Consider the following 25782-nt stretch of genomic DNA (forward strand, 5'->3'; position numbering starts at 1 on the left):
TGACCAGTGGGGGATTGCGCGTGATGAGCGACGGCAGACGGGAGCCGGGCGTGCCGCGTCCGGAGAGCGACGCAACGGCAGGCACGCATGCGGAGGCCGCGGATCCGTCCGCGACCGCCCGCGCCGGCGGTGAGCACACGACGGGCGGATCCCACGACGTGCCCGCCGGGCCGGACGGCGGTTTCACCGACCCGGCCCCGGACCCGACCGCCATCACCGTCCAGGGAAGCCGCCCGACCGGTCAGGACTCGTCGCGCGCGATCGGTCCGAAGCAGGATGACCCTCGGGCGATCGGTCCGAAGCAGGACGACCCCCGGGCGATCGGTCCGAAGCAGGATGACCCTCGGGCGATCGGTCCGAAGCAGGATGACCCTCGGGCGATCGGTCCGAAGCAGGATGACCCTCGGGCGATCGGCCCCAAGCAGGACGACCCCCGAGCCATCGGTGACCCAGCCGACGACGGCATCATCGTGCAGGGCGGCATCATCGTTCAGGGCGGCCGTGTCGCCGGAGGCGGCGGTGGGGACGATCCTCGGGCCATCGGGCCCAAGCAGGACGACCCCCGGACGGTGGGGCACGGGATCATCGTTCAGGGCGGTCGTACCGGCCACTCGAAGAAGCTGCGGCCGAAGAGGGCCGCGAAGCCGAAGACTCTCGCGCTGATCATCGGCGGCGTGATGGTGGTTGCCGTCGGCGGCGTGGTCGTCGGGCAACGGCTCGGCAACGACCCGGCCGCCACCACGCCACTGGGTGTGGCCACCCCTTCCAGTGGCGGCTCGACCAGCCCGTCCGGCGTCCCCGCCGCCCCGGCCGCCAGCTCGGTGTCCACGCCCAGCGCGAGCGACTCGCCCAGCACGGCGGACGCGCCCACGACCGACGTCTCCACCCCGCCCGCCCAAAGCGACAGCCCCGATCAGGGGACCATCGAGTCACCGAGCCAGGCGCGGCTGCCGAGGCAGTCGAACCCGCCTTCCCCGGCAGCCGCGGGGGTGCTGGCGCTTCGTTCGTCCGACGTCCAGGAGTACTGCGCCAACGGCGAGTGGCCGAACAAACTGGTCGTTCTCAACACCGGCAGCGGCGATCTGGACTGGACGGCCGGCGGGCTGCCCGGCGGGGTCACCCTCAGCCAGAGTGGAGGGTCCCTCGCCGGGAACGCCTCGCAGGAGATTGCGCTGGGCGGCCGGACCGAGCAGCAGCCCGGGAACGGCCAGTTCACGATCAGCTTCTCCAGCAACGGCGGCAGCGCCCAGGCGACCGTCCACTGTTCCTGATCGGCATACGGGGCTCGCGGTGCGGCTTCCTGCCACCGCGAGCCCCTCGCGTCGCCGCCGGCCGACAGCCGCCGGGCATCGGGCATCCGCCCCCGTTCACCGGCAGGCCGCGCGGCTCCCTGATGCGCTTCATGATGATCTGTCAGTTCACCTCGGTGACGCCGGACAGCGCGGTCAGCTTCTCGATCCACAGCCCCCGACTCATGGCGTTCTTGTCGCCGAGGCCGGCGGCATGGGTGAGGGACAGGGCGCTGCCCGGTGGCAGCTGTCCCGCAGCACGGCTGCGGGGATTCCGGCCGGTCAGACCAGGGACTGGACGCGGCGCATGACCTGGCGGCAGAAGTGGCCGATGCCGCCCGGGTCGTCGGTGAACTGGGAGGGCTTGATGCAGAAGGTGGTGAAGCCCTGTTCGAGCTGAGCGGGGATGTGCGCCAGTGCCTGGTCGAGGTCCGCGCAGGAGTTGTTGTCGGGGAAGACGGCGCGGGTGCCGCCGACGAGTTCCAGTTCGCTGATGTCGCGTCCGGCTTCCGCCATGGCGGCTCTCAGCTGTCCATGTCCTCGGATGTGGGACGGCCGAGCGGATTGAAGCCGTGACCGTGACGCACGAGCCGGCGGGTGAGGGCGTCGTGCATCCTGCTGCCGCCGAACCAGATCCGGGGGCCGTTCGGAGGTGGGCCTCGGGTTCGAAGTAGACGTTCTGGAAGCGGTAGTGCTTCCCCTCGTACGTCGCGGGGGATTTCGCGCCAGAGGAGTTCCCAGATCTCGAGGTGCTCGTCGAGGAGTTGCCCGCGCTTGTCGAAGGGCACGCCCAGTGCGGCGTACTCGTCCCGGCTCCAGCTCACTGTCGGCAGCACGATCAGGCGTCCTTCGGAGAGCAGGTCCAGGGTGCCCAACTTCCGTGCCAGTAGCAGCGGGTGGCGCAGTGGGGCGAGTGTTGCCGCGGCAGCCAGACGCAGCCGTGTGGTCACCGATGCGATGGAGGCGAGCAGCAGCAGGGAGTTGGGCCAAGGGGTGAAGGGGGCCTGATTGCCGGGGAGAGCGTACTCACGGGGGTTGGGCATCAGGCCCTTCGCGCCGGCGTCGGGGTCGAGGACGATGTGCTCGCTGATCATGACGGAGTCGAACCCGGCGTCCTCGGCCTCTCGGGCCCAGCGGACCAGAGTCGGCAGGTCGCGTCCGGAGGTGAGGGTCCAGTTCTCGCTGAGGACGAGTTGCATGCGAGGAATGGGGGAGGCCACCGGTGCTCCAGGCAGGCCGAGCGGGGGTGCACGTGGCGGGGGCCGCGTGTCAGAGCAGGTGGGCGTACTCGCGGAACTCCCAGTCGGTGACGTAACTCCGGAACCGGGTCAGCTCGTCGCGCTTGAAGGTGAGGAAGGCTTCGACGAAGGGTTTGCCGAGCACTTCGGTGAGCTGGTGGTCGGCTTCCAGTGCGTCGAGCGCCTCGCCGAGGTGGGTCGGCAACTTGGGGGCGCTGGTCGCGTCGTATCCGTATCCGCTCATCGGGGCCGGAGGCTCGGCCGCGTCACTGATGCCCAGATGGACGGCGGCGACCAGTCCGGCGATGGCGAGGTAGGGGTTCGCGGTGGCGTCGCCGAGGCGGATCTCCAGGCGCGAGGCGCTGCCGCGCTCCGGCGGGATGCGCACCATGGCGCCTCGGTTGTCCAGGCCCCAGTCGATGAGCCAGGGGGCGGTGGTGTCGGGGCCGAAGCGCTTGTAGGAGTTGATGGTGGGGTTGAACAGGGCGGCGAGCGCGGGAGCGTGGGCGAGGAGTCCGGCTGTCGCGTGGCGCGCGGCGGCGGAGAGCCCGTGGGGCTCGCTCGGGTCGTCGAAGACGTTGCGCTGCTCGCTGTCGACGACGGACAGGTGCAGGTGGAATCCGGAGCCGCCGCCGTCGTTCAGCGGCTTGGCCATGAAGGTGGCCAACCGGCCTTCGACCCGGGCGAGTTCCTTGACCGCGGCCTTGAAGCGGAAGGCGCGGTCGGCGGCGTCAAGGGCCTCGGAGTGGTCGAGGTTGATCTCGAACTGGCCGCCGTCGAACTCCCGGTTGCCGCTGGTGGCGCCGATCCCGAGGTCGTGCAGATGGCGCAAGGTGCGCAGGAGGTGTCCGTCGGGGTCGCCCTTACGCCCTACGGTGTAGACGTTGCCCGGTGCGTCGGCATAGCGGCGCCAGCCGGTGGGCGAGGCCGGATCGGGGTCCAGCAGGACGTACTCCAGCTCGGGGCCCACCACGGCTGTCAGCCCGCTCTCCCGCAGCCGGCCGGTGACCTGGCGCAGCAGATCCCGGGGTGATTCGGGTGCGGGTCGGCCGGATTCCGGATCCCGTGTGTCACCGATGCACCAGGCGACGCCGGGTTCCCACGGAAGGGGGACGAGGGTGTCCAGGTCGGGACGCACGGCGATGTCGGGCATGCCGGCGTCGAGGCCGCCGGGGATGTCGGAGTGATCGCCGAGGGCGGCGGTGTGGTAGATGGTCCGGCAGAAGGCGATCCCATGGCCGATCGCGTGGGGCAGATGGTGCAGCAGGACGTCCCTGCCGCGGTCGGAGCCGATCAGGTCGGGATACGTGACGCGTACGACGTCGATCCCCTGGGCGGCGAGCGCATCGATTCTCTGGCGGATCTGCGGGGGTGTTTCGGCGCTCACGGTTCGCTCCTCGGGGGCGCGGAGAAAGTCCTGATATAAGGAGAAATTTCCGCCTAGACCACCATTGTGCTCTTGTGATCAAGGCCTGAGGGCGGAAGTTTTCATTTGGTGCCAAACGATATGAGGCGTGTGGTCTCGCCGCAAGGGGCGGGTCGCAACTTCTCGCGGATCTCGCCCTCGTCCACCCTTGGGTGTGTCCCGGAATCAAGGCCCGACAGTTACATTTGGCAGCAAACGAACGTCCATGTGGCGTGCGTGTCGCCGGAAAGTAAGGGGAAGTCCGTGGCCGGCCATCGATCCATCGTCGAGACCGAGCGTGCAGTTCAGGCGAAGCTCAGCGGCTTCCGGTTGCAGCGCGAGCAGATGGCGGCTGTTGCGAACATTCATCGAGCTGCCGCGGCCGTCCGGTCGCACCTGGAGAACTCTGTTCTGCGCCCTTCCGAGCTGACCTGGACGGGGTTCGTCGTGCTCTGGGTGCTCTGGATCTGGGGCGAGTCGGAGACCTGGTCCGTGGCGGAGGAAGCGGGGATCTCCAAGGGGACGCTGACCGGGATCGCGCGCACCCTGGAGTCCCGGGGGCTGGTGACCCGCTCGACCCACCCCGAGGATGGCCGACGCGTCCTCCTCGCGCTGAGTCCTGGGGGAGAGAAGTTGATGGAGGATCTCTTCCCTGCCTTCAATGCAGAGGAAGCCTTCGTGGTCTCACGGCTCACGGCGGACGAGTGCCTGCAGCTCGCGGACGGGCTGCGTGCCGTCGTCGCACAGCTCGAGGAGCGCGGGGAGGAGCGGCGCCGCGAGCTGCTGGGCGGTGCCGAGCCTGCCCCGCGCCGCTCGGGTCGGCGGCCACGCTCGTAGTCCTGTGGCTCCTTCGAAAGTGGCGCCCCGGTCGCGATCTGCGGCCGGGGCGCGATTGCCTTCCCAGGTCTCTTGTGGGAGTGGAACCCTCTGGGTATCGTACGGGCCCAAACGAATAGTGGAGGCGGATCGTTCATCGCCCCCACTAGGGCCTTCGGCCGAGGTCCGACAGTGCAACCCTCACCCCTCCCCGCCGCTCGGGTGCGCAGCCGCATCCGATGCCGGCGCACTGTTCTCGGCTCCCTCACGCCGGTTCCGCCTCGACGGCCTGTCTCCCCGGACGGAGCACACAATGACCCAGCCACCCGGATCCCCCGCAGGGCGCAGACGCGACGGCTTGTCACTCATCGACGTCGTGGCACAGTCGGTCGGCTTCATGGGGCCCGTCTTCTCCGTGTCGATTCTGCTGCCGCTCCTCATCGGCGTGAATGCCGCAGGGCGGGGGGCAGGTGCCGCCGCCCCGCTGGCAGTACTGCTGGCCACCGTCGGCATGCTCGCGCTCGGCTGGATCGTCTCCGCCTACGCGCGCCGGGTGAAGGCGGCGGGGTCGCTCTACAACTACGTGACCCTCGGCCTCGGCAGACGTGCAGGTGCCGCCGCAGGCCTGATGTACTACGGCGGAGTGCTCCTCCTGGGTGCCGCCCTAGGTCCCCTCATCGGCGGCTACGTCCATGACACCCTGCAGGCCGAGTTCGGCATCGAGCCGCTTCCTGTGTGGGGCTGGCAACTACTGCTCCTGGCGGGCCTGATCGCAGCGGTGTATGCAGGTGTGGAGTTCTCGGTTCGCAGCCAACTCGTGCTCGCCCTCGTCTCGGTCGGAGTGCTGGTCGCCTTCTTCGTCTACCTGATCTTCAAAGTGGGTGACGGAAACAGCATCAAGGCCTTCAACCCCAGCACCTCCCATGACGGTTGGGCAGGGATCCTGTTCGCCGTGCTCTACGGAGTGCTGCTCTTCACCGGGTTCGAGGCGGCGGCCAACCTGGCCGAGGAGGCCAAGGACCCGCACCGCCACATCCCCAGGGCCGTGATGTTCTCCGTCCTCGCCGCGGCGGTCTTCTTCCTGCTCGGCACCTACGCCCAGGTCGCCGGCTTCCACTTCGACCTGGACGCCATGACCAAGGCGGCAGGGGCCCCCTTGAACACACTCGCCGGAGGCGGGCCCGGCGGCTACGGATCCACCACATGGGGACGCCTGGTCGAACTGGTGATCTTCCTCGACATGGCCGCCGTCTACATCGGAGTCTCGGTCTCCGCGACCCGTGGTGTGCTGACCATGGCCCGTGACGGCTGGCTGCCCGGGCCGCTCGCCTCCCTCAGCTCGGGGCGAGGGACCCCCAGCGGCGGCACGGTGCTCGTCGGCGCCGTATACCTCGCGGTCATCGCGATGTCCGGTCTCTTCCCGAAGCTGCTGGCGCTTCCAGGCGCTCCCTCGTACCTGGCCGTGTACTCCTGGTTCTCGACCTTCGGGGTGTTCTGCCTTGCCGCCATCTACCTGATGATGGCCATCGGTGCGCCGCGCGGTCTGCGCCGCCAGGCCTCGGGTCCGGTGGTGTGGGCGTGTTCCGTGGTGGGTGTTCTGCTCACCGCCGGGGCACTGTTCGGCTCGGTGTACAAGGTGCCCGCACCCACGGTGTACGCGACGTACTTCGCGCTCGGATGGTTCGTAGTGGCCGTGGTGATCGCGGTGGTCGTCGGCCGCAGGCAGGACCGACGATGACCCTTCATGCGTCATGCGCCGCAACGGCGGAGGGGCGATCGTCATGGTCGCCTCCGGCTCCGGCTTCGTCGCGGCGCCCGGCAATGGGAGGCCTACTGCGCGTCCAAGGGCGGTGTGGTCATGCTGGCCAAGGCGCTCGCGGTCGACCTCGACCAGGACCGGATCCGGGTGAACTGTGTCTGCCCGAGTGTGGTGGACACCTCGATGTCGCGCGCCGATCTGGGGCTGGTCGAGGAGGGCTTCGACGATCAGCCGTATCGGGTCCACCGCCCGGAAGACATTGCCCGCTCGATCCTCTTCCTCGCATCCCCCGTTTCGGCCGGCATCAACGGCACCACCGAGGTGCTCGACTTCGGGGGCCCGGCGCGCTCCACGTTTCCCGCCTGCCCAGGTGTGACGTCTCATCACACCTCTATCGTATGGGCTCAAATGAATTGCTCGTTTCTTTCGGAGACAAGGAGTCTCACATGACCGGCGTCCGCGGATTCTTCCCTCCCAAGACAGCCACCGGCCGTTCCTCGCTCGTTCCGCCGCCGCCCTGGTACTACTCCGGCGACCTGATCACCATCGAGTACCGCACCGATCCCGCACGGGTCGCCGAGCTGCTTCCCCAGCCGCTGGAGCTCGCTGACGAGGACCCGGGAGCCGTCGCTCTGATCTGGGCCGACTGGCAGTCGTGCAGCGGTTCAGGGGAAGAACTCCTGGATCCGGTGCGCTCGCAGTACAAGGAGTGCTTCGCGGTGGTGCGCTGCAAGTACCGTGGGACGACGTACTCCCGGTGCGTGTACATCTGGGTGGACAAGGACTTCGCCATCGCGCGCGGCTTCCACCAGGGGTATCCCAAGAAGCTCGGCTCGATCCACATGACACGTCCGCACCCGTACGGCCCTGCGCCGCGGATCGAGCGGGGTGCGGCGTTCGGGGCGACGCTGGCGGCGGCGGACCGGCGCCTGGCCGAGACCGTGGTGACACTGCGTGAACCGACAGAGCGCAACGGCTTTGTCAACGGTCACCCGATGGCCCACCATCGCTGGCTGCCCTCGATCGAGAAGGGAAAGGGCTTGGCGCTGGACGAACTCATCGAGACCGGCGCGGCGTCCTTCGAGGGCGGACAGCCCTGGGCGGCCGACGCCGAACTGCGGCTCTTCGACGCGCCGACGGAGGAACTGGCCCGGCTGGAGGTGCGGGAGCCGATCGGCGCCTACTACCGGCAGGTGGGCGTCTGCTGGGACGGCGGGACACTGCTGGAGGCGGGGACTTCCGGCGCCGAGTAGCTGCCTGGCAGGGCAAGCGTGATGGCGGTCCTGCGCGGATGGTGCGCAGGACCGCGGATGCGTGGCGTGCCGAGAAGATCACCCACGCGGCCGGCCGCACCGGGTGCGCCCGCGAGCCGGGCCGTCATGGCGTCACTGCCGTCGGAAGGCTCTGCTCGGCCCAGATGGTCTTGCCACGGGGGTGGTAGCGGGTTCCCCACAACTGGGCGAGCTGCGCGACCATGTAGAGACCTCGCCCTCCCTCGTCGGTCTCCAGTGCGCGCCGGATGTGCGGGGAGGTACTACTGGCGTCGGACACCTCGCAGATCAGGCTCCGGTCTCGGATCAGGCGCAGCTGGATCGGCGGGCTGCCGTAACGGATGGCGTTGGTGACCAGTTCGCTGACCATCAGCTCGGTGGTGAACTCCAGCTCCGCCAGGTCCCATTCGGCCAGCTTCCGGGTTGCGAGCGCACGTGCCTCGCCCACGACCTCGGGCTCGGTGGCCAGCTGCCAGGTGATGTGGCGGTCCGGAGGCAGCCCACGTGTGCGGGCAACGAGCAGTGCTACGTCGTCCTGCGGGCGGGTCGGTGGCAGTCGGCGGATCACCGCGTCGCACACGCCGTCGAGCCGGGGAGACGCGGCGAGTCGGGGCTCGGACAGCGCCTCGTGCAGCCACTGGAGATCCGCCGCGCCACCCGCGTCGTCCGCTGCACGATGCGAGGAGAGGACCAGCAGATCCCCGTCGTTCAGCGTCACCTCCCCACTTTCGAAGGGAGCTCCGCCACGGCCGAGGGGTGGACCGCCGGGCAGATCGAAGAACTCCACCCTTCCGTCCGCCGAGAGACGGGCGGTCGGCGGGCGCCCGGCCCGGGCCATGGCGCACCGTCGTGAGAGGGGATCGAAGACGGCGTACACACACGATGTGCCGGCCGCTCCGCCGGCGAGTCCCTCCCCGCGTTCGTCCTGGAACCGGTTGACCTGGTCGTCCAGGTGGGTGAGCAGTTCCTCGGGTGACAGATCGAGATCCGCGAGCGTCCGCACCGCAGTGCGCATCCTCCCCATGGTCACCGCCACCTGCAGGCCGTGCCCGGGAACATCACCCACCACCAACGCCACCCGCGCGCCCGACAGCGGAATCACATCGAACCACGCTCCCCCGAGCACCGCACGACCATCCGCCGGCACATAGCGCGACGCCGCCTCTACCGCACCGAGCACGGGCAACTGCTGCGGCAGCAGGCTGCGTTGGAGTGCCAATGCTGTTGTCCGCTCCCGGGTGTAGCGCCTCGCGTTGTCGATGCACACCGCTGCACGCGCCACGAACTCCCGGGCCAGCAGCACGTCGTCCGCCTCGAACGGATCTGCACGCTTGAACCGGAGGAAGACCACCGCACCCAGCGGGGCGCCGCGCGCGAACATCGGCACCATGAGCAACGCGTGGGCCCCGTATTCACGGATCACGGCGGCGCGTCGGGGATCGACCGGGGCGAGCTCGGCGATCACTTGCTCCGGCGTCAGAAGCAGGGGCTCGCCAGTGGTCAGTGCCGTGGCGAACAGGGAGCCCGACCCCGAGGTGAAGGAGTCGACGTCTCCCGTGGCGACCACCCCTTCCACCGGGCCTCCGGGGACGGAGGAAGTCGCCGCCCGGCGCAGCGGCACTGACTCGGTGATGGGGCCGACGACCGGTTCCTCGCCGCCGAAGACAGGGTCGAGCAGGTTGACGTAGGCGTGGTCGGCGAAGGGCGGGACGGCGACATCGGTCAGCTCCTGCGCGGTGCGCAGGACGTCGAGAGTGCTTCCGATCTTCGCGCTCGCGTCGTTGATCAGAGCCAACCGCTCCCGGGCCCTTACTCTGTCGGTCACCTCGAACACGGCGTGCGCCAGTCCGATGACCTCACCGAAGCTGCTGCGCAGCGGCACGATCGTTTCCGAAAACGCCTGGTCCCGATGCGGGACCTCGGAATCGCGGGCGCCCACCTCTGTGGCGACGAGTGCCTCCCCGGTGGCCAGGACCTGTCGTTGCCGGGCCTCGAAAGCCGCCATGTCCAACACCCCGGGGGGTGCCACCTCCCGCATGGTGCGCCCGATGATGTCCTGGTCCCTGAATCCCTTCAAGCGCCGCGCGTTCTGCGCGACGAAGCGCAGCTGGGCATCGAATACGTCGATGTGGAAAGGTGATTCGGTGAACAGGCCCCGCAACAGCGCGCGGCCCAGATTCTGCCGCCGTACGGCGTCCGCGCTCTGCGCCAGGATGAGCCATTGCGGTTCACCGGTGGTGGGCACCAGGGGCTGAGCCCGCAGTGCGGCCTCGACCCGGCTGCCGTCCCGATGCCTCAGGGATACCCGGCCGAGGGCGGCTGTCTCCCCGGCCTGGCAGCGCTGGGCGAGCCGGGCGGCGTCGCTCCGGGCGTACAGCAGGTCGGTTCCGTGCTGCCCGCGTATCTCGTCCGCCGTGTAGCCGAGCAGCTGCTGGGCGCCGGGGCTCCAGCTCGTCACCGCGCCGTTCGCGTCGACGGTGGCGTATGCCTCGACCTCCGCTTCGGGGAGATTGTCGAGGGCGTCATGGAACGGGGTGTCGCGCATGTGTCACCCCCCACTCCGCGACTCGCGGCACTCGGATGTGCCGTGCCCCGGTGGGTTCCGCGGCCGCATTGAGGGAAGCAGCCCTGTATCGCTGGTCGAACCATCAATTGGACTGCAATTCTATCGTCGGGTGAATTGCCCTGCCGGTCGGCAAGCTGCCGCGATCAGGGCGGCGAAGAGTTCCTGTTGGGCGGGGTCGTGCGACGCGGTGTCCTCGGGGTGCCACTGGACGCCGAGGAACCATCCTGCTCCACTCGGCCGCTCCACGGCCTCGACGGTGCCGTCGTCGGCGGTTGCAACGACGCTCAGTCCGGCGCCGACGCGGTCCAGGCACTGGTGGTGATAGCAGGAGATCCGGGCCTTCTCCGCCCCGAGGACTCCCGCCAGCAGCGAGCCGGCTTCGATCGCGATCGGGTGCATACGCGGGCGGTGATCCGCGTCGGGGCCGCCCATGGTCTGGCGGAGCGTGCCACCGAGGGCGGTGTTGACCACCTGCAGCCCGCGGCAGATGGCGAGCACCGGCAATGCGGTGTCCAGGGTGTGACGGGCGAGGGCGAGGTCGAAGGCGTCCTGCTCGTCGTCCACGTCGTAGACGGACGTGTGGGCCTCGGTGGCCCCGTAGCGGCGCGGGGCGAGATCGCCGCCCCCGGGCAGCACGAGCCCGTCGCAGCGCTCCAGACGTCGGGCGACCTCGGCGGGGTCGGCATGGCCTCCGGGCGCGTGCGGATGCATCGTGAACGGTTCGCCGCCCGCGCGGTAGACGGCCTCGGCCAAGGCGCGGGCATTGACTTCGGCGGCGTAGCGCAGCGCTGCTGCGGAGGCGGAGAAACGGGCCGGTACGGCGATCAGCGGGCGCCGCGTCACAGCCGGATCCAGGTGGTCTTGAGCTCGGTGAACTTCTCCAGGGCATGGGCGGACTTGTCACGGCCGTTGCCGGACTGCTTGTAGCCGCCGAAGGGGACGTTGAGGCCGCCCTCCTCATAACAGTTGACCCACACAGTGCCGGCTTTCAGCTGCCGCGAGACCCGGTGGGCGGTGCTCAGGTCGCTGGTCCACACCCCGGCTGCCAGCCCGTAGTCGCTGTCGTTGGCGAGTGCAACGGCTTGTTCCGTGGTGTCGAAGGTCAAAACGGCCAGGACGGGACCGAAGACCTCCTCGCGGGCGATCCTCATGTCCGGGGTGACCTGGTCGAAGACCGTGGGCTTCAGGTGCATGCCCCCTGGGTGGGGCAGCGGCGATCCGCCGGTCCGCAGACGGGCGCCGTCCTGCTGCGCGCTGTCGATGTGGGCGAGAACGGTGTCGCGCTGACGGGCGGTGGCGATCGGTCCCATCTCGGTGTCCGGGTCGAGAGGGTCGCCCACCAGCAGCGTGCCGGCACGTTCGACGATCACGTCGATGACCTGCTCGGCGACGGAGGAGTGGACGAGCAGGCGGGAGGGGGCGGTGCACATCTCGCCGGCGTTGAAGAAGATGCCCCAAGCGGCGGTGGCTGCGGTCTCGTCCAGGTCGGGTGCGTCGGGGAAGACGATGTCGGGGGACTTGCCACCGAGCTCCAGCCAGACCCGCTTGAGGTTGGAGTCGGCGGCGTAGCGCAGATAGTGGCGGCCGACGGCGGTGGAGCCGGTGAAGGCGAGCACGTCCACGTCGGCATGCAGGCCGAGGGCCTGTCCGACGGCCCGGCCCTGGCCCGTGACCACGTTGAGTACACCGGCGGGGACACCGGCCTCGAGGGCCAGACGCCCGAGCCGCAGTGCGGAGAGCGGCGTCTGCTCGGAGGGCTTGAGGACCACGGTGCAGCCCGCCGCGAGCGCGGGAGCGATCTTCCAGGTGCCGAGGGTGAGGGGGAAGTTCCACGGCACGATCGCGGCCACCACGCCGATCGGCTCCCGGGTGACCAGGGCCAACGCGTCGCTGTGCGTCTGAGGGGCTTCGTCGGACAGCTTGTCGGCGAGTTCCCCGTAGTAACGCAAGGTGTTGATCACGGCTCGCAGCTCGACGCCGTAAGCCTCGGTGACGGGCTTGCCCATCTCCAGACTTACCAGCAGGGCCAGTTCGGCGCGGTGTTCCTCGACCAGGTCGGCGAAGCGCTGCAGTATGCGACCCCGCTCCGTCGGCGACAGGCGAGGCCAGGGCCCGTGATCGAAGGCGCGACGTGCGCAGGCGACGGCGCGGTCCACGTCGGCAGCGCTCGCGTCGGCGACCTCGGCCAGGACGTGTCCGTCACGGGGCGAGACCACCGGAAAGCTCCCGGCTGCTCCTGGGGTGTCGGTTCCGTCGATCAGATGGTGAACGGGCGGCGTGAGACGTGCCGCCAGGGTCAGCCATTCTTCATGGGTGGCAGGTGGCATGGAGCCCTCCAGTGATGACGTTTGGGTTCAAACGATACATGCCGAGAAGGTATTGACCAGCCCCTTCGGGCGCCGTTAGCTTGTTTGGGGCCAAATGAAACCGGAGGCTTCGACATGTCCCCACGGCGTGACACAGGCGCGACGGAGGCGAGAGTCGCCGGCGTCGCCGTCGATACCCGCCACTGGATCGGCGGCGAGCGGGTGGCGTCCGCCGACACCTTCACCACCACCTCACCGATCGACGGCAGCGCACTCGCCGAGATCGCCCGCGGCGGCGCTGCCGAGGCAGCCCATGCTGTGGCGGCGGCGCGCTCGGCATTCCCGGCGTGGGCCGCGACCTCACGCGACGAGCGAGCTCGCATCCTGCACGCGATCGCCGACGGCGTCGACAAGCGCATCGAGGAGCTGGCCGTCGTCGAGACCGCCGACAACGGGGCGCTCCTGCGGTCCCACCGGCGCGGCGTGATGCCCCGGGTGGCGCACAACTTCCGCTTCTTCGCCGACTGGCTTCTCACCCTGGACCACGAGGACTTCGAGACACGGGGTCACGCCAACCACGTCTCCTGGGACCCGGCCGGTGTCTGCGCTCTCATCACGCCGTGGAACGCGCCGCTGATGATTGCCACGTGGAAGATCGCACCGGCGCTGGCGGCCGGGAACACCATCGTCCTCAAACCCGCCGAATGGTCGCCCCTCACCGCGTCGCTGCTCGCCGACATCGCGGCCGAGGCAGGGCTGCCCGCCGGAGTGCTCAACGTCGTCCAGGGTTACGGGGAAGAGGCCGGCGCCGCTCTTGTCTCCGACCCGGGAGTGGCCCGGATCAGCTTCACCGGCTCGGTACCGACGGCCCGCCACATAGCCGCCGCAGCCGCAGCCAATCTTGTCCCCACCAGCCTGGAGCTCGGCGGCAAGTCACCGCTGCTGGTCTTTGCCGACGCCGACCTGGACCTCGCGGTGGACCTCGCGATCGAGCAGTACGACAACGCCGGCCAGGTCTGCCTCGCGGGCACCAGGCTGCTCGTCGAGGAGAGCACCGCCGAGGAGTTCACCGCCCGCTTCCTCACGCGGGCCCGCAAGCTCAAGCAGGGCGACCCGCGCGACGAAGCCACGGACATCGGCCCGAACATCCACCGCGACCATGTCGAGCGCATCAACGGCTTCGTCCTGAACGCGATCGACGACGGAGCGACGGTCCTGCTCGGCGGCGCCCCCCATCACGAACTGGGAGGCCTCTACTACCAGCCCACCCTCCTGACCGATGTCGCCCCCGACGCCGAGATCGTCACCGAGGAGGTCTTCGGACCCGTCCTCACCCTCCAGACCTTCACCACCGAGGACGAGGCCGTCGAGCTGGCCAACAGCACCCGCTTCGGCCTCGCCGCCACTCTCGCCACCGGCGACCCCGAGCGTGCCACGCGCGTCAGCGGACAACTCGTCGCAGGAACAGTCTGGGTCAACTGCTTCTTCGTCCGTGACCTCCAGGCCCCCTTCGGCGGCTCCCGCCAGTCCGGTATCGGACGCGAGGGCGGCACCTGGAGCTTCGACTTCTACTGCGACGTCAAGAACACCGTGACCGCGCCGAAGGGATGGCACACCCATGGGTGAGATCGTCGGCGCCGGGCTGCTCGCACACGTCCCCACCATCATGCTTCCCGAGGCCACTCGCAGGGAGCTCAACCACGGCCAGGACACCACCCTCGTCGGCGGCTTGGAGCAACTGCGCCGCGAGGTCTTCGAAACGGCCGACTACGACACCGTGGTCCTGCTCGACTCCCACTGGGCCACCACCGTCGAGTTCGTCGTCACGGCGCACGACCGCCGCGCGGGGCTGTTCACCTCGGAGGAACTGCCGCGTGGGATGTGCCGCATCCCCTACGACTTCCCCGGCGACCCGGAACTCGCCCACGCGATCGCCGCCCACGCCGACAAACACGGCACCTGGATCACCCCGATCGACGACCAGTACCTCCCCATCTACTACGCCACCGTCAACCTCTGGAAATACCTGGGTGCCGAGGGCAAACGCTGGGTCTCCGTCGGCGTGTGCCAGACCGGAGACACCGAGGACCACCTGCGGCTGGGGCGCGCGCTCGGCGATGCCATCGCCGCCACCGACCGCAAGGTGCTGCTCATCGCCTCCGGTGCGCTGTCGCACACCTTCTGGCCGCTGCGCGAGATCCGCGACCACGAGGCCAGCGACCCCGAGCACGTCTTCACCCCCGAGGCCCGTGACGCCGACCTCGCACGCATCGAGTGGTTCCGACAGGGCCGCCACGACCGGGTGCTGAAGACCATGCCGGACTTCCTGAAGTACAAGCCCGAGGCCCGCTTCGGCCACTACCTGATGATGGCCGGCGCCCTGGGTGAGGAGCGCCTGACAGCTCCGGGCCGCCTGTTCAGCAAGTACGAGAACTCGGTCGGTACCGGACAGGTCCACCTGTGGTTCGCCCGGCCTGACGCCGGCTGGACCGCCCCGCGCTCAGCCGGCGCCCTGCGCCACGACATCCATCACCACGTCGACCCCCACCACGACGAGGAGGTACCCCTCCATGCCTGAGTACCGCCGCATACTCCTTGACGGCGCGGTCTTCGAGGTCATCCGTGAAGGCGACGAACTGGTCGCCGCCGACGGACGCCGCGTGAAGATCGCCGAGGCACACCACCTTCCGCCGGTCGTCCCTTCCAAGGTCGTCGCCGTCCACCTCAACCACCGCAGCAGGGTCGAGGAGTTCGCCACCTCACTGCCACCCGCGCCCACCTACTTCCACAAGCCGACCTCCGCCCTCAACGCACACGGCGGCGCGATCGTCCGGCCGGACGGCTGCAAGTACCTCAACTACGAGGGCGAAGTGGCCATCGTCATCGGCCGCACCTGCCGCAACGTCTCTCCAGCCGAAGCGGGGGACCACATCGCCGGATACACCATCGCCAACGACTACGGCCTGCACGACTTCCGGGACACCGACGCCGGATCCATGCTCCGCGTCAAGGGTTCGGACACGCTCTGCCCACTCGGCCCCGGGCTCGTCACCGACTGGGACTTCCGGGGCAAGCGACTGCGCACGTACGTCAACGGCGAGGTGGTCCAGGACGGCTCCACGGACGAGATGGAGTGGGACATGCACTACCTCGTCGCCGACATCGCCCGCACGATCACCCTGTACCCCGGTGACGTCCTGCTGTCCGGTACGCCCGCCAACTCCCGGCCGGTGCAGCCCGGCGACGTCGTCGAAGTGGAGGTCGAGGGGCTGGGACGCCTCACCAATCACATCGTCACCGGACCGGTGCCCGTACGCGACGACTGCGGCGCCCAGCCCACCGCCTCCGAAGAGGTCCTGTCCACCGCTCTGGGCGGCGACTGGGAGTTCCGCGGCGTCCGGGCGCCCCGGAGGACCTGACTCTCCGCACTCCGGGGCCGACCTGCCCGACAGGCCGCCCCGGTTCCGCAACCGCACATGCCGCCCGTCGCCGAACAGTCAGGAGTGAACCCCCGTGGACCTTGGATTCTGGCTCAACGAGGCTGTGGCCTCGAACGAGGACTGGACCGCCGGCTTCGGCCCCTACCGAACGCACCCGTCGCTGGAGGTCGACGGCGCCCGGTTCGCCACCGTGTTCCGGGAATTCACCGGGCGACTGAAGGACAACTATCCCTTCTTCCACCCGCGCTACGCCGGCCAGATGCTCAAGCCGCCGCACCCGGCCGCGATCGTCGGATACCTCACCACGGCACTCATCAACCCCAACAACCACGCCCTGGACGGCGGCCCGGCCACGGCCCGGATGGAACGCGAGGTGGTGCAGCAACTGGCAGGCATGTTCGGCTACGACTCCCCTCTCGGCCACCTCACCACCAGCGGGACGATCGCCAATCTGGAAGCCCTGTTCGTGGCCCGCGAGACCCATCCCGGGCGCGGCGTCGCCTACAGCGCCGAGGCGCACTACACGCACGGCCGGATGTGTGGGGTCCTGGGGATGGAAGGCCATCCGGTGGCGGTCGACGACCACGGCCGGATGGACCTCGACGCTCTGGAGGATCTCCTGCGCGCGGGGAACGTCGGCACCGTCGTGCTCACCGCGGGCACCACCGGCCTCGGGGCGGTCGAGCCGGTCCACGAGGCCCTCGCCCTGCGCGAGCGCTATGGCGTGCGCATCCACGTGGACGCCGCCTACGGAGGGTTCTTCACCCTGCTGGCCGGCGCGGAAGGTCCCGAGGGACTGCCCGAGGCTCCTTGGCGGGCCATCGCACAATGCGACTCGATCGTGGTCGACCCGCACAAGCACGGCCTCCAACCCTACGGTTGCGGGGCGGTCCTGTTCCGGGACCCGGAGGTGGGCCGCTTCTACCTTCACGACTCGCCCTACACCTACTTCACCTCCGAAGAGCTGCACCTCGGCGAGATCAGCCTCGAGTGCTCGCGAGCCGGCGCGGCAGCCGCCGCGCTCTGGCTCACCCTCCAGATCCTGCCGCCGACCCGCGACGGACTCGGTGAGGTGCTGGCTGCCGGCCGCCGGGCGGCATTGCGCTGGTCGGGACTCATCGAGGAATCGGAGCACCTGGAGCTCTACCAGACCCCGGAGCTCGACATCGTCAGCTACTTCCCCGTGACGGATCCGAAGGCTCTGACCCGGATCGACGAAGCCAGCGCCAGGATCCTGCACACGGGCATGAACGACACCGAGGACCCGGTGTTCCTCAGCACACTCCGCGTCTCAGCGGACGCCTTGACAGCCCGTCACCCGAAGGTCACCGCAGACGCGGACGGAGCGCGGATCCTCCGCAGCGTACTGATGAAGCCCGAGTCCGAAGGCTACGTGGACCACTTGCACGCCCGGCTGGAAGAACTCGCACGGTCCTGATCACCGGCAGAGCCGACAAACGACGCAAAGGAGGCCGCCTGTGCGGGCGCTGATCATCAAGCACGACCACCTGTCCACGCCGGGCCATGTGGGGGAGAGGCTCGCCCAACGAGGTCACGTGCTCGACGAGTTCCTCGTCGTCCCGGAAGAGCGCTTCACCGATCCTGGCATCGGATGCACCTTCCCTGAGGCGGAGGAGTTCGACCTGGTCGTCGCCCTGGGGGCGCCCTGGTCGGTGGATCACACAGACCTGATCGGACCATGGATCGCGCCCGAACTGACACTGCTGGAATCGGCGCACGCCCGGGGGATCCCGGTACTGGGCATCTGCTTCGGCGGCCAGGCGCTGTCGACGGCACTCGGCGGCCGAGTCGAACGATCACCGCGCTTCGAGCTCGGCTGGAACAGCATCCACCACCCCGAGCTCACCCCGGAGACGCTGGCGGCATGGCTCACCCATGGCGGCGGAACGGGACACCCATGCTGCGGCCGTGCACGAACGCCTGGGAACATCTGTGAGCGGATGCTGCCGCTGCGAAGCGGCGTCCTTGTGGTCACGCCGCCGCGCGTCCGTGCTCTTGGTGAACGTGCTCAGGTCCAGGCACTTGCCCGTGGTGGTGCTCTTCAATGGCGAGGAAGCACGGACGTCACCCGCCCACGACTGTCCTGGAGGGGCAACGACACCCCCGGTGGTGGCGAGGAGGGCGGGTCCTGCTGCTACCCGTACAGGAGTCAGAAGTCGCGCGGGGCGTCGACGATCTGGGAGAGCGCCACGGTGAGGGCGTTCTCGCGGGTGAAGACGTCGACCGCGCCGAGGCGGCCCAGCCACTTGCGGTAGATGACCGGCTCCACCTTGTCGGCGACAGCCTGCAGGTAGAGGTCGAAGCCGGCCCAGTTGTTGCCCGGTTCGACCTTGCCGAAGTAGGGGGCCATGTCGGTGGCGGCGATGGCCTTACCGGTGGCGTTCCACAGGTCTCGCACGAACTCGCGGGAGACCTTGATGTCCTCCTTGGTGCCGATCCGGTGGACGTGGCCGCCGATGTACGTGTCCAGGTCCATACGCGCGAGCTCGTCATGGGCCCGCAGTACACCGGGGACGCTGTCGGCGGTGCCCCAGGCGCGGAAGGGGGCCCAGCCGGGCATCACGAGGTCCACCATCATGGCCGCGCGCTGGCGCGGGGCATGGATGAGGATGTTGCCGGCCTCGTGATTGGCGCCCGGGTAGCTGAGCAACAGCCGCTGGTCGCCGAGGTCGAGGCGGTAGCGGTCGTTGAAGGTCACGGTGGGCATCGGCCGGCCCGGGTCCTGGTTGGCCTTGATCCGTTCCGCGGTCGCGGTGTGCGCGATGCGGACCACATCCCCGAACGCCGACGCGTTCGCCGTGTGGTCGGCATGGTCGTGGCTGTAGACGAGGTGGGTGACCTTGCGGCTGGTGACGCGGCGGATCGCGGCCGGAAGCGCTTCCGCGAGCGAGGGCGGGGCGTCGATGACGACGACGCCGGCGCTGGTGACGAGGAAGGCCGCCTGTGTACCGCCGGCGGTCACGGCGTAGAACGTGTCGCCGATGCGGTCGAGCCGGTAGCCCTCAGGGGGGACGGGCAGGGGCTTGGCGGTGGTGGGAAGCGGTGCGAAGGTCCGGGTCGCGGCGCCGTCCGGGGATTCGGGGAGCTCCAGGCGCTGGCCGGGGCGTGGCTCACCGCTCTTGTCCAGGACCTGCCGGTTCACACGGTAGAGCTCCGTCCAGCGCTGTTCGGAGCCGAGGAAGCGGGTGGCGATGCCGCGCAGGGTGTCTCCGCGCGCGGCCTCGTAGTACGCACCGCTGCCCGCCGCGGCAGGCGTTGTGGCGGTGGCCTGTGTCGGCCAGGCCAGGGCCGAGAGGCCTGCGGCTGCGGGCGCGGCGGCCGCGCCCCAGCGCAGGATGCCGCGGCGGGACGGCGACTGATGGTCGTGCTGCTCTGCTTCGCACATGACGTACTCCCTGGATGCCGGGTGCCGTTGTCGGTACCTCGGTCACGCTAGGGATGCGCGACAAGTACTTGAAGATTGCACTTTTTCGATAGTGGCTATATCCGAGTGAAGCGTGCAGCTCAGGCGTCGGAGTCATAGGCGCGTTGTGCCGCGGAACACACCTCGATGTTGGCGTCGGTCCAGCCGAGCAGCGCTTCGACGGGCTCCCGGAGGGTGTGTCCAAGAGGGGTCAGCTCGTACTCGACGCGTGGCGGAATCACGGGGTGCACTGTGCGCAGGACCAGGCCGTTGCGTTCGAGCTGCCGCAGCGTCTGTGTGAGCGCCTTCGGCGTGACTCCTTCGAGTTCGGCGGCCAATTCGCTGAACCTCTGCGCACCCCGGGTCAGGCAACCGACGACAAGGATCGTCCACTTGGCCCCGATCAGATCGATCAGCGGCCGGCCGGGGCATGCGGCCGAGTACGGGTTCGTCTTGCTCAGATGCATTCAGCCAGTGTCGTTCATCGGTCGGGGGCACTGCGGGCGGTCCGTCGGCGGGACGCCAGGCCGTCGGGCTGAGATCGAGACGTTCCGCAACCGGAGCGCCCGCTGCCTCGGCACTGCAAGGGGCGTGCTCCTGCTCGCCTTTGGTGCCGGAGCATCAGTGCATGGCCACGGGAGCATGAGGGAACGCGACCGCGAGGTCGGCCTCGACGCGGGCGGCGCACGCACGGAGGGCGGGCAGCATGGAGTCCCGGCTGTGCTCGGGCGGCTCCGGCCCGGCGTGCAGTGCGATGTTCAGGGCTGCCACGGCGCGCCCGCTCCGGTCTCTGACCGGTACGGCCAGTGAACGCAGCCCAGCCTCCAGCTCCTGCTCCACCAGGGCGAATCCATCACGGGCGGCCCGATCGAGGGCGGAGGCGAGCGCGGCGTGCGACGTGAGCGTGTAGGGGGTCAGGGCCTGCGGGTGCATGGTCCGGATCCGCTCCTGCCGCTCCGTATCGGGCAAGTCCGCGAGCAGGACCCGGCCCATGGACGTGGCGTAGGCGGGCAGCCGGGTACCAGGCGTGATGCGGGCGCTGGTGATCTGCTCGGTGGCCACTCGGGCGACGTAACGGACCTCGCCACCGTCGAGGACGGCGAGCGAGGCGGACTCCCGCACCTGTCCGACCAGATCAGCGAGATGCGGCTGGGTGATGTCGGCGAGGGTGAGGGTGGACAGCCGCGCGTATCCCAGCTCCAGGACGCGCGGGGCGGGAAGGAAACGGCGCCCGTGCTGTTCCACGTAGGAGAGCTGGCGCAGCGTCAGCAGATTGCGTCGGGTGCTGGGGTACGAGAGTCCGGCGGCCTCTGCGGCCTCGGAGAGGGTGAGTCCGCCGGGCTGCCGGCCGAGTGCGGTCAGTACGGCCAGGCCCCTGGCCAGACCCTGCAGGAAGGAGGGCCCCAGTTCGGGCTTGGCGTCGGTGTAGGCGGGGGCGGCGGGCGGCGGTGCCGCGGACGGGGTGAGAGAGGTGTCGTACAACGCGTCGGCGATGTCCTGGGCGGCTTCGGCCATCGCGGTCAGGGCGTGCTCGCGCAGCTGCTCGGCACTGTGACGGCTGGCGTGTGCGAGCACGCTGATCGCGCACACGGGCCGGCCGTCGGGTGCGCGCACCGGGACCGACAGTGCGACCAGGCCAGGGGCAACCAGCTGGTCGTCCAGCGCCCAGCCGTTCGCGGCCGTCTCCGCGGTCCAGGCGGTGAAATCGGCCTCCGTCTGCTCAGGGCGGGGGGCGATGCGGCGCCTGGGAACGGCCGGGAATCCGGCGTCGAAGGGGTCAGCGGCGTGCCGGGCTCGCCAGGCCGCGTACGTGTCCGGGTTCCAGGCGGTGGCGAGTACGGCGCCGGCTGCGCAGCGCTCGGCGGGCAGCAGGTCGCCGACGCGGAAGCCCAGGGGGATCATTCGTCCGGGCGGGACGGCCTTACCGACGATGCGCGCGTCGCATCCGTCGAGGACGATCGCCGAGACCGACTCGTCCAGGGTCCGGGTCAGCCGCTCCAGGCTTGGCCGCAGCGCACAGGAGAAGCCGCTCGCGTCGAGGTAGGCATTGCCGAGTTCCATCAGGCGCGGGGCGAGCACCAACTCACGTCCCTCGGCGCGCAGATGGCCGAGGTGGACCAGCGTGGCGGCGACCCTGTCGACGGCCGAACGGGCCAGACCCGTGGCGCGGGCCAAGTCGCCCGGACGCATCGGCTCCGAAGCCGCGGCCATGATCCGGAGCATCGCCAGGCCACGCTCCAGCGGGCCGACGGCCTCCAGTCCAGGGGCCCTCGCCTCGTCGCTCTCTGCTGTGGTGTCCGCCGGTGCTCGGTCCGTCGGCTCCGTCGACGCCGCCTGGGATGTCACCGATGCGGCGTTGGATGCCGCCTCCGGCGCCATGGCATCTCCTCCCGTGCTTCCCACTGTCCGGCACTCAGGCCGTGCTCGTATCCGTCGTCAGGAGAACGCTACCGGCCATTGACAGCCGTCACACGGTCCCACAGACTCGGCTCACTCGCTGAATGAATGATAGTTCACTCAGCGAAAAATCAGAAATCGAGTGCGCTGCGGGATGCGCGCACCTGGCCCCCCTCCCTCCCCGCCCCTCCCCGAGGACTCTCATGAGCACTTCCGCCCAGAGCCGCGCGGACCTCGTGCGGCACACCGTTTACGAGTTCGCCCTCACCACGGTGCTTCTCTTCGCCGTGGTCAGCCTGGTCCGCTGGCTTGCCTTCCCCGGCTCCCCGCTGGCGATCACCGACCCGCACACCCTGTTCGCCGTCGCGGGAATCGCGGTCGCGGCACTGATCGCGGCGCTGATGTACTCGCCTCCCGGCCGCGCGTCCGGAGGTCACCTCCACCCTGGCGTCACCGTCTTTCTGTGGGCTTGCGGCCTCTTCCCCCGCCGTGCGGTCCTCCCCTACATCGCCGCACAGCTCGCCGGGTCTGTGGCCGGAACCGCGCTGGCCGGGGTCATCTGGGGCGAGCCCGTGCGCCAGGTCGGCTACGCCGCCGTGCGCCCCGCGGCCGGGACCGGCGCGGTCGAGCTGTTCCTCATCGAGGGCGGCGCACTCACCGCGGTGTTCGTGGCGGTCACCCTGGTCATGACGAAACCCGCGCTGCGAGGAATGATCCCGGCGGTCATCGGACTCGGTGTGGGCGTGGTCATCGCCACCCTGGGCACTGTGACCGGCGCGAGCATCAACCCCGCGCGTTCCTTCGGCCCTGCTCTGATCTCCGGCCATTACGAGCACTTCTGGAACTACATGATCGCGCCTCTGGTCGGGCCGGCACTGGTTGGCCTCGCCCACCGGGCGCTGAGCACTCGCAGAGCCCCCGAGGCGTCGCCGGCCGAGGCGTGAGCCGTACCGATCCGTGCTTCGGGGCAGCGGAACACCACGTGCCTGCTGCCGGCGAGCCGTACGTCAATCGGGACGGCACGCCCTCGAATCGTTTCCCCGGGGGCGACGAGCCGAAGGGCAGGCAGGCCGTCCGCTGATCGCCTTGCCAGGACCGGCCGGCCCCGGGCAGTCGCTTCGGGGCATCGCCCGAGGCCGGGTGGCCGGTGCGCCGAGCTCGCCGCCCGAGCAGGCCTCTCATGAGATCTGCCGCCCCTACCCCTTTCTCTCCTTCCGTACTTCAGGAGTACCCCCATGTCCGTCACACGAGGACTGATCATCAACGGCCAGGAGGTCGCCTCCTCCTCCGGCCGCACCGCGTCCGACATCAGCCCCTGGAGCGGTGCCGTCTGCGCCGAGGTCGCCGCCGGCACACCGGACGACGTACGCCGTGCCGTGGACGCCGCCGACGCCGCGTTCGAGACGTGGGCCGCGACCAGGCCGGCGGAGCGCCGCCGGATATTCCTCCGCGCCGCGCAGCTGATGGGCGAGCGCGCCGAAGAGGTCGTGCGGTTGATGGCCGAGGAGGTCGGCGGCGTCGCGCCCTGGGCCGGCTTCAACGCCCGCCTGGCCGCCGACATCCTGCTGGAGGCGGCGGCGGAGGTCACCCGGCCGACCGGCCAAACCCTCGCGACCAATGCCGACGGCGTTCACTCCGCTCAGGTGCGGGTGCCCAAGGGAGTGATCGCCGCGATCTCCCCCTGGAACGCGCCGGTCATCCTCGGCGTCCGCGCGGTCGCGATGCCGATCGCGATGGGCAACACCGTCGTGATGAAGCCCAGCGAAGACGCACCCATCGCCTGCGGTCTGCTGATCTCGGATGTCCTGCACGAGGCCGGCCTGCCCGCAGGCGTGCTCAACGTCGTCACCAACGACCGCGTCGACGCCGCCGAGGTGGTCTCCGCGCTGATCGCCGACCCCCGGGTGCGGATGGTCAACTTCACCGGCTCCACGGAGGTCGGCCGCACCATCGGCGTCCAGGCCGCTCAGCACCTCAAGCCCGCCGTGCTCGAACTCGGTGGCAAGAACGCCCTGTTGGTGCTGGAGGACGCGGATGTCGACTACGCGGTGGACGCCGCGGTCTTCGCCTCCTTCATGAACGCGGGGCAGATCTGCATGTGCGTGGACCGGGTCATCGTCCATCGCGCGGTCGCTGACGCGTTCACGGCGAAGTTCGCCGACCGCGTCCAGGCGCTGCCGTGCGGCGATCCGAACGACCCGGGCACGGCGGTCGGCCCGGTGGTGAGCGCGGCCGCCGCTCGCCGGATCGCTGCTCTGATCGCGGACGCGGTTGCCCAGGGCGCCGAACTGGCCGCGGGCACCGGCGAGATCGAGGAGCCGGGCACCCTGATCCGTCCCGTCGTCCTGACCCATGTCACCCAGGAGATGAAGGTCTACTACGACGAGATCTTCGGCCCGGCGACCGTGGTCCACGTGGTCGACAGCATCGACGAGGCCGTGGCCCTGGCCAACGACACTCCGTACGGGCTGACCGCCGGCGTCATCACCGAGAATCTGGCGACAGGTCTGGAGGTCGCGAGCCGCCTCCGTACCGGCATCGTCCACGTCAACGATCAGTCCATCGCGGACGAACCGCAGGCGCCGTTCGGCGGAGTGAAGAGCTCCGGCTATGGCCGCTTCGGTGGGCAGGCAGGCGCTGAAGCATTCACCGACACCCGCTGGGTCACCGCGCAGGCCGTCGGCCACGCCCACTACCCGATCTGAGTCAAGGAGCCTGGCACTTGAGCCCGGCCGCGCTGGGTGTGCCGGCCCAGGCCGGGCAACTGGCGAACGCCGCCGAAGCCCGAGCCACCGTGAAGGCCGCACACCGCAGGCTCACGACCATCGTGCCCCTCACCGCGAGCGACACCACCGTTCCGGTGATGTGGTCATGGTCCACTGAGCAGGGCATCGGCGTCGCCGACTACTCCAATCGCCGATGGCCCTCCGGCCGGGACGCGACTTCACGGCTTTGGGAGGCGCCCGAATCCACGGGCGGGCGATGGTCCTGGGTTTGAAGGCATTGGGGTACTTGCCACGGCCGCGTCAGGATGCTTCTGGTGAAAAGCCCTGGTCATGCCTTGGATGTCGAAGATCGAGGCCCGGTGTGACCACTGCGGCAGCAAGACCGCGCACCCCGACTGCACCAATATGGGGACCAGGACCGGCTCCTGTGCCCGCCGACGGATGCGCCCCGTCACCCGTGTGAAAGAACCTGCGGGTCTCTTCGTATAGGACGCGTCCTGTCCTATACGGAAGTCATGCTTCCGCTAGGACTTCTCGCAGCAGGGACTGCGCGCGTGAGGAGCTCCGCCCCCTTCTGCTCGCTCGCGTTCCCCCTCAAGGAGTGATCCCCATGCAGCCCCCTGCCATCGCCCCGTGCCTGGGCGTGTCCGACACCCAGGCGACTGTCGGCTTCTACGAGAAGCTCGGCTTCACCGCCCTGCCCGCCGGTCACGACCCGGACGACGACCTGCGCATTCTGCTCTTCGACGGCGAGTTCGCGCTGATGGTCTACCGCGACGAGCACCTGCGCGGCTGGCTGCCCGTGCTGAAGGACACCCCGGTCGGAGCGTTCGGCATGTTCTACCTGGCCGTTGCCGACTTCGACTCCTACGTCCAGCGCATCCGGCCGCTGGTGATGATCCAGAAGGATGTGATGGAGCACCACGGCGACAAGCTCTTCTACTTCACCGACCCCGACGGTTACGTCATCGGCGTCACCCAGAAGCGGACCCGGTGACCGTCATGACGAAGAACACCGGCAAAGCTGCGGCGGGCCGTCCTCGCCATGACACTTCACGGGCCCCACCCACCGCCTGCGGCGGGACCCACCCCGGCCACATGCTCCGCCTGCCAGATCGTCAGAAGACGAAGGACTTCTGACAGAA

Annotated in this window: 23 protein-coding genes; 14 read left to right on the top strand and 9 right to left on the bottom strand. The window is 69.5% G+C overall.

All coding sequences use genetic code 11. The features are described 5' to 3' along the window. Window positions 1-23 precede the first annotated feature (23 nt). Window positions 24-1271, top strand: a complete 1248-nt coding sequence (locus tag ABZ471_RS34745) for a hypothetical protein (protein WP_359072160.1) — start codon at window positions 24-26, stop codon at window positions 1269-1271. 300 nt (window positions 1272-1571) lie between these two features. Here ABZ471_RS34745 and ABZ471_RS34750 read toward each other — a convergent pair whose 3' ends face one another. The 3 genes from ABZ471_RS34750 to ABZ471_RS34760 all read right to left on the bottom strand — a co-directional run bounded on the left by ABZ471_RS34750 (window position 1572) and on the right by ABZ471_RS34760 (window position 3914). Next, window positions 1572-1805, bottom strand: a complete 234-nt coding sequence (locus ABZ471_RS34750) for a hypothetical protein (RefSeq protein WP_359072162.1) — start codon at window positions 1803-1805, stop codon at window positions 1572-1574. 8 nt (window positions 1806-1813) lie between these two features. Continuing rightward, the gene (locus tag ABZ471_RS34755) at window positions 1814-2488 is read right to left on the bottom strand and encodes an LLM class flavin-dependent oxidoreductase (protein ID WP_359072163.1); all 675 of its coding nucleotides are present in this window, start codon (window positions 2486-2488) and stop codon (window positions 1814-1816) included. A 70-nt stretch (window positions 2489-2558) separates the two neighbouring features. After that, window positions 2559-3914, bottom strand: coding sequence for a glutamine synthetase family protein (locus ABZ471_RS34760; RefSeq protein ID WP_359072165.1), 1356 nt, complete (start codon window positions 3912-3914; stop codon window positions 2559-2561). Between the two features lie 282 nt (window positions 3915-4196). Here ABZ471_RS34760 and ABZ471_RS34765 point away from each other — a divergent pair, with 282 nt between their 5' ends. From ABZ471_RS34765 to ABZ471_RS34780, 4 genes are all read left to right on the top strand, one after another. Then, window positions 4197-4769: a MarR family transcriptional regulator gene (locus ABZ471_RS34765; RefSeq protein ID WP_359072168.1), complete on the top strand. Its 573-nt coding sequence runs from the start codon at window positions 4197-4199 to the stop codon at window positions 4767-4769. A gap of 292 nt (window positions 4770-5061) precedes the next feature. Next, window positions 5062-6486 (top strand): APC family permease, encoded by a 1425-nt coding sequence (locus ABZ471_RS34770; RefSeq protein ID WP_359072170.1) that lies wholly within the window; start codon window positions 5062-5064, stop codon window positions 6484-6486. Between the two features lie 6 nt (window positions 6487-6492). Next, a complete protein-coding gene (locus ABZ471_RS34775) occupies window positions 6493-6957 on the top strand; it encodes an SDR family oxidoreductase (protein WP_359072171.1) in 465 nt (154 codons plus the stop codon). Then, window positions 6954-7760: an acetoacetate decarboxylase family protein gene (locus tag ABZ471_RS34780; RefSeq protein ID WP_359072173.1), complete on the top strand. Its 807-nt coding sequence runs from the start codon at window positions 6954-6956 to the stop codon at window positions 7758-7760. Before ABZ471_RS34775 ends, ABZ471_RS34780 begins: the two co-directional genes overlap by 4 nt. Window positions 7761-7884: 124 nt before the next feature. Here ABZ471_RS34780 and ABZ471_RS34785 read toward each other — a convergent pair whose 3' ends face one another. The 3 genes from ABZ471_RS34785 to ABZ471_RS34795 form a co-directional block, all read right to left on the bottom strand. Beyond that, window positions 7885-10323: a SpoIIE family protein phosphatase gene (locus ABZ471_RS34785; protein WP_359072175.1), complete on the bottom strand. Its 2439-nt coding sequence runs from the start codon at window positions 10321-10323 to the stop codon at window positions 7885-7887. A gap of 120 nt (window positions 10324-10443) precedes the next feature. Further along, window positions 10444-11187: a gamma-glutamyl-gamma-aminobutyrate hydrolase family protein gene (locus ABZ471_RS34790; protein WP_359072176.1), complete on the bottom strand. Its 744-nt coding sequence runs from the start codon at window positions 11185-11187 to the stop codon at window positions 10444-10446. Beyond that, window positions 11184-12671, bottom strand: a complete 1488-nt coding sequence (locus ABZ471_RS34795; protein WP_359072178.1) for an aldehyde dehydrogenase — start codon at window positions 12669-12671, stop codon at window positions 11184-11186. Before ABZ471_RS34795 ends, ABZ471_RS34790 begins: the two co-directional genes overlap by 4 nt. Window positions 12672-12785: 114 nt before the next feature. On the opposite strand from ABZ471_RS34795, the gene ABZ471_RS34800 reads away from it, so the two are divergent. The 5 genes from ABZ471_RS34800 to ABZ471_RS34820 all read left to right on the top strand — a co-directional run bounded on the left by ABZ471_RS34800 (window position 12786) and on the right by ABZ471_RS34820 (window position 18366). After that, the gene (locus tag ABZ471_RS34800) at window positions 12786-14276 is read left to right on the top strand and encodes an aldehyde dehydrogenase (RefSeq protein WP_359072180.1); all 1491 of its coding nucleotides are present in this window, start codon (window positions 12786-12788) and stop codon (window positions 14274-14276) included. Then, complete coding sequence (locus ABZ471_RS34805) at window positions 14269-15228, top strand: 3,4-dihydroxyphenylacetate 2,3-dioxygenase (RefSeq protein WP_359072182.1); 960 nt, start codon at window positions 14269-14271, stop codon at window positions 15226-15228. Before ABZ471_RS34800 ends, ABZ471_RS34805 begins: the two co-directional genes overlap by 8 nt. After that, window positions 15221-16069, top strand: coding sequence for a fumarylacetoacetate hydrolase family protein (locus tag ABZ471_RS34810; RefSeq protein ID WP_359072184.1), 849 nt, complete (start codon window positions 15221-15223; stop codon window positions 16067-16069). Before ABZ471_RS34805 ends, ABZ471_RS34810 begins: the two co-directional genes overlap by 8 nt. A gap of 94 nt (window positions 16070-16163) precedes the next feature. Beyond that, window positions 16164-17528, top strand: a complete 1365-nt coding sequence (locus ABZ471_RS34815) for an aminotransferase class I/II-fold pyridoxal phosphate-dependent enzyme (RefSeq protein WP_359072186.1) — start codon at window positions 16164-16166, stop codon at window positions 17526-17528. A 40-nt stretch (window positions 17529-17568) separates the two neighbouring features. Then, window positions 17569-18366 carry a type 1 glutamine amidotransferase gene (locus ABZ471_RS34820; RefSeq protein ID WP_359072188.1) on the top strand — a complete coding sequence of 266 codons (798 nt, stop codon included), beginning with the start codon at window positions 17569-17571 and terminating at the stop codon, window positions 18364-18366. Here the strand turns inward: ABZ471_RS34820 and ABZ471_RS34825 are convergent. The 3 genes from ABZ471_RS34825 to ABZ471_RS34835 form a co-directional block, all read right to left on the bottom strand. Continuing rightward, window positions 18261-19496 carry an MBL fold metallo-hydrolase gene (locus ABZ471_RS34825; protein WP_359072190.1) on the bottom strand — a complete coding sequence of 412 codons (1236 nt, stop codon included), beginning with the start codon at window positions 19494-19496 and terminating at the stop codon, window positions 18261-18263. The two genes, ABZ471_RS34820 and ABZ471_RS34825, sit on opposite strands and share 106 nt — an antisense overlap. A 119-nt stretch (window positions 19497-19615) precedes the next feature. Next, window positions 19616-19981, bottom strand: coding sequence for a helix-turn-helix domain-containing protein (locus tag ABZ471_RS34830; RefSeq protein ID WP_359072191.1), 366 nt, complete (start codon window positions 19979-19981; stop codon window positions 19616-19618). Window positions 19982-20135: 154 nt separating this feature from the next. After that, entirely contained in the window at window positions 20136-21893 is a 1758-nt protein-coding gene (locus tag ABZ471_RS34835; RefSeq protein ID WP_359072193.1) for an IclR family transcriptional regulator C-terminal domain-containing protein, read from the bottom strand. Window positions 21894-22114: 221 nt separating this feature from the next. Between ABZ471_RS34835 and ABZ471_RS34840 the strand changes: the two genes are divergently transcribed. The 4 genes from ABZ471_RS34840 to ABZ471_RS34855 all read left to right on the top strand — a co-directional run bounded on the left by ABZ471_RS34840 (window position 22115) and on the right by ABZ471_RS34855 (window position 25634). Further along, the gene (locus ABZ471_RS34840) at window positions 22115-22855 is read left to right on the top strand and encodes an aquaporin (RefSeq protein WP_359072195.1); all 741 of its coding nucleotides are present in this window, start codon (window positions 22115-22117) and stop codon (window positions 22853-22855) included. 291 nt (window positions 22856-23146) lie between these two features. Continuing rightward, window positions 23147-24616: an aldehyde dehydrogenase family protein gene (locus ABZ471_RS34845; protein ID WP_359072197.1), complete on the top strand. Its 1470-nt coding sequence runs from the start codon at window positions 23147-23149 to the stop codon at window positions 24614-24616. A gap of 17 nt (window positions 24617-24633) precedes the next feature. Next, window positions 24634-24909 carry a hypothetical protein gene (locus ABZ471_RS34850; RefSeq protein ID WP_359072199.1) on the top strand — a complete coding sequence of 92 codons (276 nt, stop codon included), beginning with the start codon at window positions 24634-24636 and terminating at the stop codon, window positions 24907-24909. Window positions 24910-25247: 338 nt separating this feature from the next. After that, the gene (locus ABZ471_RS34855; protein WP_359072200.1) at window positions 25248-25634 is read left to right on the top strand and encodes a VOC family protein; all 387 of its coding nucleotides are present in this window, start codon (window positions 25248-25250) and stop codon (window positions 25632-25634) included. Window positions 25635-25782: the final 148 nt, after the last annotated feature.

Source organism: Streptomyces sp. NPDC005728 (genome assembly GCF_040630895.1).
Taxonomy (GTDB): Bacteria; Actinomycetota; Actinomycetes; order Streptomycetales; family Streptomycetaceae; genus Streptomyces.